The sequence below is a fragment of the Coleofasciculus sp. H7-2 genome, from assembly GCF_042747725.1.
Lineage (GTDB): Bacteria > Cyanobacteriota > Cyanobacteriia > Cyanobacteriales > FACHB-T130 > FACHB-T130.
Genome location: NZ_JBHZGO010000068.1, coordinates 1 through 8,201, shown reverse-complemented (window position 1 = coordinate 8,201; position 8,201 = coordinate 1). Strand labels below are relative to the sequence as shown.

8 protein-coding genes and 1 pseudogene are annotated in these 8,201 nt (G+C 47.2%); 4 read left to right on the top strand and 5 right to left on the bottom strand.

Annotated features, from left to right (window positions below):
- Positions 1 to 440 precede the first annotated feature (440 nt).
- Positions 441 to 1,163: a hypothetical protein gene (locus ACFW2W_RS14120; RefSeq protein WP_378178998.1), complete on the top strand. Its 723-nt coding sequence runs from the start codon at positions 441 to 443 to the stop codon at positions 1,161 to 1,163.
- A 238-nt stretch (positions 1,164 to 1,401) separates the two neighbouring features.
- Positions 1,402 to 1,941 carry a DUF3172 domain-containing protein gene (locus ACFW2W_RS14115; RefSeq protein ID WP_378178995.1) on the top strand — a complete coding sequence of 180 codons (540 nt, stop codon included), beginning with the start codon at positions 1,402 to 1,404 and terminating at the stop codon, positions 1,939 to 1,941.
- 130 nt (positions 1,942 to 2,071) lie between these two features.
- Here ACFW2W_RS14115 and ACFW2W_RS14110 read toward each other — a convergent pair whose 3' ends face one another.
- On the bottom strand, positions 2,072 to 3,460 hold the full coding sequence (locus ACFW2W_RS14110; RefSeq protein ID WP_378178992.1) for an AMIN domain-containing protein: 1,389 nt from the start codon (positions 3,458 to 3,460) through the stop codon (positions 2,072 to 2,074).
- 235 nt (positions 3,461 to 3,695) lie between these two features.
- On the opposite strand from ACFW2W_RS14110, the gene ACFW2W_RS14105 reads away from it, so the two are divergent.
- Entirely contained in the window at positions 3,696 to 5,285 is a 1,590-nt protein-coding gene (locus ACFW2W_RS14105; RefSeq protein WP_378178989.1) for an ATP-binding protein, read from the top strand.
- Here ACFW2W_RS14105 and ACFW2W_RS14100 read toward each other — a convergent pair.
- Positions 5,276 to 5,698: a pentapeptide repeat-containing protein gene (locus ACFW2W_RS14100; protein ID WP_378178986.1), complete on the bottom strand. Its 423-nt coding sequence runs from the start codon at positions 5,696 to 5,698 to the stop codon at positions 5,276 to 5,278. The two genes, ACFW2W_RS14105 and ACFW2W_RS14100, sit on opposite strands and share 10 nt — an antisense overlap.
- Before the next feature lie 254 nt (positions 5,699 to 5,952).
- On the opposite strand from ACFW2W_RS14100, the gene ACFW2W_RS14095 reads away from it, so the two are divergent.
- On the top strand, positions 5,953 to 6,162 hold the full coding sequence (locus ACFW2W_RS14095) for an RNA-binding S4 domain-containing protein (RefSeq protein ID WP_378178983.1): 210 nt from the start codon (positions 5,953 to 5,955) through the stop codon (positions 6,160 to 6,162).
- 10 nt (positions 6,163 to 6,172) lie between these two features.
- On the opposite strand, the gene ACFW2W_RS14090 is transcribed toward ACFW2W_RS14095, so the two are convergent.
- The 3 genes and pseudogenes from ACFW2W_RS14090 to ACFW2W_RS14080 form a co-directional block, all read right to left on the bottom strand.
- Complete coding sequence (locus ACFW2W_RS14090; protein WP_378178980.1) at positions 6,173 to 6,667, bottom strand: hypothetical protein; 495 nt, start codon at positions 6,665 to 6,667, stop codon at positions 6,173 to 6,175.
- Between the two features lie 516 nt (positions 6,668 to 7,183).
- A complete protein-coding gene (locus ACFW2W_RS14085) occupies positions 7,184 to 7,768 on the bottom strand; it encodes a pentapeptide repeat-containing protein (protein ID WP_378179000.1) in 585 nt (194 codons plus the stop codon).
- Positions 7,769 to 7,771: 3 nt separating this feature from the next.
- Positions 7,772 to 8,071: pseudogene (locus tag ACFW2W_RS14080) on the bottom strand (tetratricopeptide repeat protein); the annotation flags it as partial.
- Positions 8,072 to 8,201 lie beyond the last annotated feature (130 nt).

Genomic DNA, 8,201 nt, shown 5'->3' with positions numbered 1-8,201 from the left:
TCAATTCGATTACTAATTCATTATCTCAGATTTGGAGATGTTCCAATTCCCTATCAAAATCAAAGAAATCATTTTCGGCTCCCCTCTCGCATTCTCGCTCGCATCATACCCTAATTCAGCAACGCCCACAGATGCAAGCCAACAGAGAACTGCTTAATTTTTACTTTACTAGGACTTATGCAGAGATCCCCCTAAATCCCCCAATTTATCGGAGGGTTAGGGGGGATCTAGGTTTCAAGCTTTCAGTGCGTAAGTCCTGTTTACATTTAATCCAGTCCCCACCTAGCTTGAGATAGAAGCCAAGCAGAGGCGAGGAGTAAATGAAATTTCGCACCCCTGCATCCCTGCCCCGCCTACATTCGTCAGTCGAGGGCAAAATCGGTCACAATAAATCAACGACTACCTGACCCTGCAACACATAGAGGCTGGAGGCGATCGCTGTGCTGCAAAGATTTCTAATCATTCTTGTAATACTTGTACCTTTGGTCATTGCCTATCTGGTTAATGAAAAACGTAAAACCAAAATTAAACAAATTAAAAATAATAGTGTTGTTTTGGTGAAAGGTGCAGAACAGAAGTATCCCAGCTTACCTCTAAAAAACTATGGAATTCCGCTGATGGTTAGGCGTCACAATAGAGTCCAAGTTGTCTTTCCCAGACTGACGCCTGATGGGGATGTTGAATATATTTATTCCTGGCATCCTCTGAATGATATAGAAGTCATTGAGCAAAACTCTAAAACGAACGATCCAAAGCTGACTACCATCAAAGAACTGGCTCCCATCATTCAAGAACACTGGCAATTAGAGCCAGAAATGTCTGTACTTGAGGAGCAATATCGTAAAATTAATGACTTAGCCGATTTAGTATCTACCTCTGATGTGTATTCTCTCCAAGTAGAGACCTATGAGAAAGCTTTACTTGAGGTTGAAAAACTGTTAAGGAAAGCCGAACAGTTACAAAAAATATATGTTCGTTTAATTAGAGAGGCTTTAATTGGAGTTAAGGTAGCTGAGTACAATCCCGATCGGCTTCTCGTCTCACATCTGGCTTTTGAGTTGCAGTATCAACGAATGAAAGAAGAATATCAACATCTCAAAGATGTCGCCCATGCCTACTCCCAATTGTTGAACGAAAGTAGAAACCTGGTGAGTGAGGAGTAAGCACTGGGGAGACAAAGCAGCTACAGGTGCAAGAAATATTGTAGAGACGCGATGCACCGCATCTGGTAGCAGGGGAAAGTGTAGCTTCATCTTCTATGCCCCTCCACCCCTTCCCTTCCTCTTTTCCCTTCTCCTCCTCCCTTGTGTCCGCTTGGCGGGACAATCTATCGCCATACTGGGAGGAGGAGAGCAGTTTGATTACTCCCTGTCCAGTAGGCGTGAAATTACCTAACCGACGATGAAACGTAAATCTAGATACCCTACCTCTGATTCCTATACTGCCCCCAAATCCTCTAAATCCTCCCCCTTCAATTACACTTCCATCGCCCTAATCGGAGGCGTCTTCGTTCTAGGAATTGGGGTGGGGATTGGCTTTAGCTCCACAGCAACATTTAGCCCAGAAAACGTTGCATCGCGTGATTTCATTGACCGCGCTGCCCCAAATCCTGAGCTTTGCGTGCAGTTTGGAGCCAGCGCAATGGTGATGGATACTCGCGTCTATGTAACGCTAAATCCCTTTAATGTCTATGTTTCGCAGCCCAATATGCGACCGGGTTGTGTTTTGCGTAGTAACAACTGGTCTATTTTGGAGCAAAGAAAACTGGTAACTGCCGATCAGGTGCGGGATTGCAAGAACCGGATGAACACCTTTGGCTATACCGGCAGTTTGGACGGTCAACCGGATATCCGCTGCATCTATCAGAACGATGGTGCCCAGAATTTCTTCCTGAATCAGCCAGGAGCAGGCGCACCGCCGCCAGAAACAAACAATTTCTAGGGCTAATCGCTAATGGTTAATCGGTAATCGGGATTTGTTTATTGTAATTACCCATTACCGATTAAGCCCTGAGATGTTTAGTTTAATTATGTCTACCTACTTACCATTTCTTTGCCATTAGCAACTTACTTCACCGCCAATCTTCGCTGAGCTGAACTTGCAGAATTTGATTGGGTTGAATGATGGCGGTTTGAGGAGCTGTCAGATAGGTAGTGGCAGCACCGGCGGCAGCGCCTCCCAATAAACCGACGCCTGAAAAACCTCCTAATAGCACGATCGCTAAAGCACCAATGGCAGAATTCCGGACAACTCGGTTTTGTGAAAGTTGGCGGTTGCCGTCTAGGGAGTCTGATTGGGCGAGAAGGGGAAAATTGCGTCCACCCAGGCTAATTGCTTGGGTAATGAAGCGACTGCCGCGCCTGTCGATCTCAAAGCGTCCGATCACCTGCGTACCAACTGGGGCAATGAGTTTACCAGTGCGATCGCGTATTTCTTCCTCTAGCAGCAACACCTCCTGGCGCGAGACACCATCTCGCAGCGTTAAAACCTTGTCGCCCGGATAACGCAGGCTCAGCGGCGTGCCAGAAGGCAGTAGAACGTCTGGATTTAGAGATGGCACATTTGGCGCTTGTATCGGTGCCGATTTGGAGCTGGAAGGATCGGGCACAACAGTCGCAGCAGATAGGGGCGGTACGACAACCGTTGGAGAGGTGGCTGTTGTAGGTGCGGCAGGTATCGACATGGGCACAGACGCACCCGCTTCTAGGGATGGTACTGGGGCTACTCTGGTTCTCCTTGCGGGCACTTGGGTAGGATTTTCCTCCATCGGCAACGGTTGACCAAATTCAACCACTCTGGTGACAGAGGAAGACTGAGACTGCCTCACGGGTACTGGTGGTGCCGCAGCGATCGCGCCTGAAATAGGAGGTACGCTGACCGATACATTATCCGTCGAAATTCCCGCTGGAGGCACTGTTGGCGTCGCTAAATTGGGTACCGTGCTTGAGTTATTCAGAGGCGGCACCCTCACTACACCAGGCATTTGGTTCCCTGGGAAGATAGCCGGAGGCAAGGACGGAGAAACCCCGCCCCTAGTAGGAGCCACTGCTTCTGGAGCGACGCCAGCAATCAGGGGACGCAATACCCAGCGATTCCCAGGTTCCAATTGCAATTGCACTTGTTGGGGGGCTAAAACTACCTCTGGTGCGAGATACAGCACAATTCGGGTGACGCCAGCCTCGAACTGGGAGACTCGAATTTGGCGGATTGAGCCGGGGTAACTTTGTTGAGTTTCTACCATTCCCACTTGAGTATTGGGTAAATCCAGAACAATCCGAGGCGGTTGAGCCAGAAGAAAATAACGCGGCGTCGTTCCCTCATCCAGAGTGATTTCTAACTGATTAAGCGCTGGGTCAAATCGCCAATTTGTTAAGCGGGCAGCGATCGCTTTTAGCTCCAAAGCGCCGATCCCTAAGATCGTCATCACGCCAACCAAACTAAGCGTTTTCAGTCTACTCATAAAAAGTCGAACTCCCAGTATCAATTTTTCTCCCCACATCGCAGTTGACTGAGAAAACGTTCCAACTACAACAATTGTCTCCGTAAGTTCAGCGATCTATATCACAAAAAGAATGGATTTATATCACCAAATCATCACATAAAAGATCACACTTCCAAAGCGAGTGCTATCACCCAGTAATTTCTCGGATGATTTCATACTAAGAGCATTGGCTAACTAAACTCTGAGACCTCCCATGTTCCTAAGCCGTGACAATGTGCCAATTGATTCTTCTAGCTGGGTGGAGCGTTGGAAAAAAGTCCAGAGAACGCTTGTCAAGCGAACGATGCAGTTACAGCAAGTCAATCGAGAACTAGCAAATCAAATCACCGAGCGTCAGCAGGTGGAAGAGGCTTTGCGGCAAGCAGAGGAAAAGTATCGGAGTATTTTTGAAAACGCCGTTGAGGGGATATTTCAGACAACCCCGGACGGACGTTACATTAGTGCGAATCCAGCGCTGGCACGGATTTACGGCTACGTTTCACCAGAGGAACTGATTGCCCATTTGACGGACATCAAGCACCAGCTGTACGTAGATCCCAATCGGCGCGACGAATTTCTGTACTTGCTGCAAGAACACGGTTCGGTGAGTGGCTTTGAGTCTCAGGTTTATCGCCAAGACGGCAGCATCATCTGGATTTCGGAAAATGCACGGGCAGTACGACAAGAGCTGCGATCTGGGAAGCAATATGAAGCTGTGAGCGGCTATAGCGCAGCATACGCTAAGGACGAGCAGTACTTCGGGCATACATTAAGCGATCGCGCGGGTGCCTTACTCTACTGCGAAGGCTTCGTCACCGACATCACCGAACGAAAATCCGCTGAAGCAACCTTAAAAGCATCGGCAGTAGAATTTAAACAACAAGCTAAGCATCTGCAACTTGCCCTGTGCGAACTTCAACAAACCCAGACGCTTCTGATCCAAAGTGACAAGATGTCTAGTTTAGGGCAGTTAGTTGCGGGTGTTGCCCACGAAATTAACAACCCTGTCAACTTTGTTTGCGGCAATCTGGTTCATGCGAATCAATATGCCCAGGATTTGCTAAACTTCCTACAGCTTTATGCCAAACATTATCCCCAGCCAGTGCCTGAGATTGAACAGGAAGCTGAAGCAATCGATCTGAATTTCTTAATTTCGGATTTCCCCAAAACCCTGTCCTCCATGCAAATCGGGGCTGACCGCATTCAGCAAATTGTCCAGTCCCTGCGAAACTTCTCGCGGATTGACGAAGCCCACATGAAGGCGGTTGATATCCACGAAGGCATTGACAGCACCCTGCTGATTCTCCACAGCCGCTTGAAATCCAGAGGAGCAAATACGGGGATTGCCATTGTCAAAGAATACGGCGATTTGCCCTCCGTAGAGTGTTATGCCGGACTCCTCAACCAAGTATTTATGAATCTCATTTCCAATGCGATTGACGCCCTAGAGGAGGCAGAGGCGCGAAGAGGCAAAGGCGCAGAGGAAATGGCACACGCTCCCTTGCTCGTCTCTTCCCCAGATGCCCTGCCTTGTATTCGGATTCGTACCGATGTCCTCGACAACGGAAAAGCGAGTATCCGGATTATCGACAACGGCCCCGGAATGAGCGAAGAAATACGCACTAGAATTTTTGAACCTTTCTTTACTACAAAGCCCACAGGCAAAGGCACGGGGTTGGGTTTGTCAATCAGCTATCAAATCATCGTCGAGAGACATGGCGGCGTTTTGAAGTGTAATTCAACACCAGAGCAGGGAACTGAGTTCGTTATCGAAATTCCGATTCGACAGCACATTCAAGAATAAGTATTTTTTGGCAGGTTGGTACCGTCTAGTTTCGCGCCCGTCAGGTAAGCACCCCAAAGGTTTGCCCCGTCCAAGTTTGCCCCACTCAAGTCTGCTTCTGTCAAATCTGCCATTTTCAAGTTTGCCCCGCTCAAATTGGCACCTCTGAGATTTGCCCGAAACAAATTGGCTCCACTGAGATTCGCCCCGCTCAAATTGGCTCCACTGAGATTGGCTGTGCCTAAAGTTGCCTCCATTAAAAAGGTTTGGCTCAGGTTAGCTCCACTCAAGTCAGTTTCGCTGAGCGATCCCTCCTGGAAGTTCGCTAGACTCAGATTCACGCCTTTAAGATCGGTTCCAATTAAGTCTGCACCTTTAAAATTCCGTTCTCCCGCCGCATATCGCTCCAGCAGTTCATCCTTATTAACGATCATTCACTCCTGCCTTTTCTGGTTAATGTAGTTTGGCGCAACTGCTGAAATTTCTGGTTGTGGTAAATATGTAGCCGTCGGTTGGGTTTTGAAGCGAGAAGAGAGTTCTTTAATTCAAAACTCAGACGCGATAACCGCAAGTGTTCTACAACTTAAAACTTTTTACCACTACCCAAAAACAGTTATTCCCAAATAAATTAGGGATTGCTATATTAGCCATTAGCATAATACGGTTACGTTGGAGTGCAACACTTTTTATGGCGGTAAGTGGCAACACAATTAAGCTCCATCAGTTTTTAAAGTGGGTAGGGATGGCGCAGACGGGTGGGCAAGCTAAGCTTTTGATTCAACAGGGTTTTGTTTCAGTCAACGGCACCCTGGAAACCCGGCGAGGACGACAGTTAGTCTCAGGCGATCGCGTAACGCTAGGAAAACGAACTTTTGAGGTTGAGTTGAACAATGTCTAGTCCTAGGGTTTTAGAAATTTGTTCCTTTTAACAGATGTCGTCGGATTGCGTTGACGTAAGCAAACACTGGGAATTGATAATATTCAACAACAACATCTACTACAAAAACAAGATGAGCTAAAAAGGTTAACCCAATCCAAAGACTGGGAACCCAAGATAAGGGAGTACCTGGTATTGGGGGAAAAAAGTAGGTAGACAAGGCAACAAGGGTAGTCGGTAATAGGACTAAGGCAACTGCTGCCAACCCAACACCCCAACCCAATTCATTCCCCTTGCGATGGGCACCTTGCCAAGTTCGACCATTCCAGCGCCAAGTTATCGGTGATGCGCTATCTGCCATTTTCACGGACTGTTGAATCGGATCGGCAGTGAAAATATGATGGCAAAAATTACAAGCCAATGCTTCCATTAACGGCATCGCTGAAATCTCACCGTGCCGACAAACTGGACAAGTGTAAACGCCGTCTAAGCTGAAATTGTTGGCTGGATTTATTGAATGGAACATACGCTTAACTATTTCGGGGATTTCTTGTTGAAAGATGTACTTATTAATTGTAAAAGTGTTACCAGAACTTCGGGGACATCGTGCAAGGCGATGGTTTTTACGTGAAGTATGGGTATTTAGTCATCTAGGCAAGGGTCGAAATACTTTTATAGTTTCGGCTATCAGATGGAATTATAATAATATGTCGAACGTAAACAAAGTATAAAAAAATCAATCAAGGTTTTCTTTAAATTATAATAGCAAGCAAATATTGGCAGTTAAATAGCTGGAGTATTTTTTGATTAAACCTGGATAAGTTATGTAAGCAACACGGGGCAAAGATTTTTTTAAGATTTATGCAGGAAAAGGATTGTTAGATAGACCGAAGTTTAATCTTATGATTGTTGTTGGAACAGAGGTTAAAGAAAGTTTGATGGGTTTGCAGTGGCTGAAAATGCTGCGGTTGGTGGCGGATTTTCCAGTAGGATTGGTGACGCTGGGGTAGGAGCGATCGCTCTCAATCCCTCTCTCCCAGACTCAAATAATTGCCCCTCGCTGCTTTAGCTCGATCTTCATCGCCTCCGAAAGCCCCAAAGCCCCTTCAAACGAAGCATTCTCCACATTTGCACCCTGGAGATCGGCACGCTTAAGCTCAGCATCTTTTAGATTTGCGCCGCTCAAGTTAGCACCACTTAAATCAGCATCGCTGAGATTGGCAGCCTTCAGGGAGGCATTCGTCAAGTTGGCATTGGGAAGGTAAGCACTGCTTAAGTTGGCACCGCTGAGGTTGGCACTGGTTAAATTGGCACGGGGCATTTTAGTCCGCAAATCTGCTTGAGTGAGGTTGGCGTGCAACAGATGGGCATCGCGCAGATTGGCATTACAAAGGCAGGCATGGGAAAAGTTGGCACCGCTAAGGCAGGCACGGCTCAAGTCGGCAAAGGTGAGGTCGGCACTGCTGAGATTGGTATGATTGAGGTCAGCATTGCGGAGGTTGGCGTTGCGGAGGTTAACACCGCTCAAATCGCCTCTAGCAAAATCCTCAGATGGATTGATGCCCAGTATCTTGGCGCTGCTGATGAAGTCATCTGCCTTGGCTGCTGCCAAAAGTTCCCGTACCATTGTCAGATACTGCTGCTGGTAATCACGAGCTGCCTGCAAGTCTCCGAGGGCAGTGTAAGCGAGTCGGAGATTTTTGAGCGCCTGTCCTTCCCCGCGAACGTCTGGTAATTCTTTAGCGATCGCTTTTGCCTGGTGAAAGCAGAGGATCGCTTTTATATATTCTTCCAAAGAATTATAAGCCGCCCCCAAATTTGAGAGCGTTTGCATCTCACCTGGACGATCTTGGAGTTCCCGGACAATCGCTAATCGCTGTTGCTGGTACTCTATCGCTTTTGTATCCTCACCGAGAATGTAGTAAGCATTTCCGGCGTTGCTGAATTAGGGTATGATGCGAGCGAGAATGCGAGAGGGGAGCCGAAAATGATTTCTTTGATTTTGATAGGGAATTGGAACATCTCCAAATCTGAGATAATGAATTAGTAATCGAATTGAA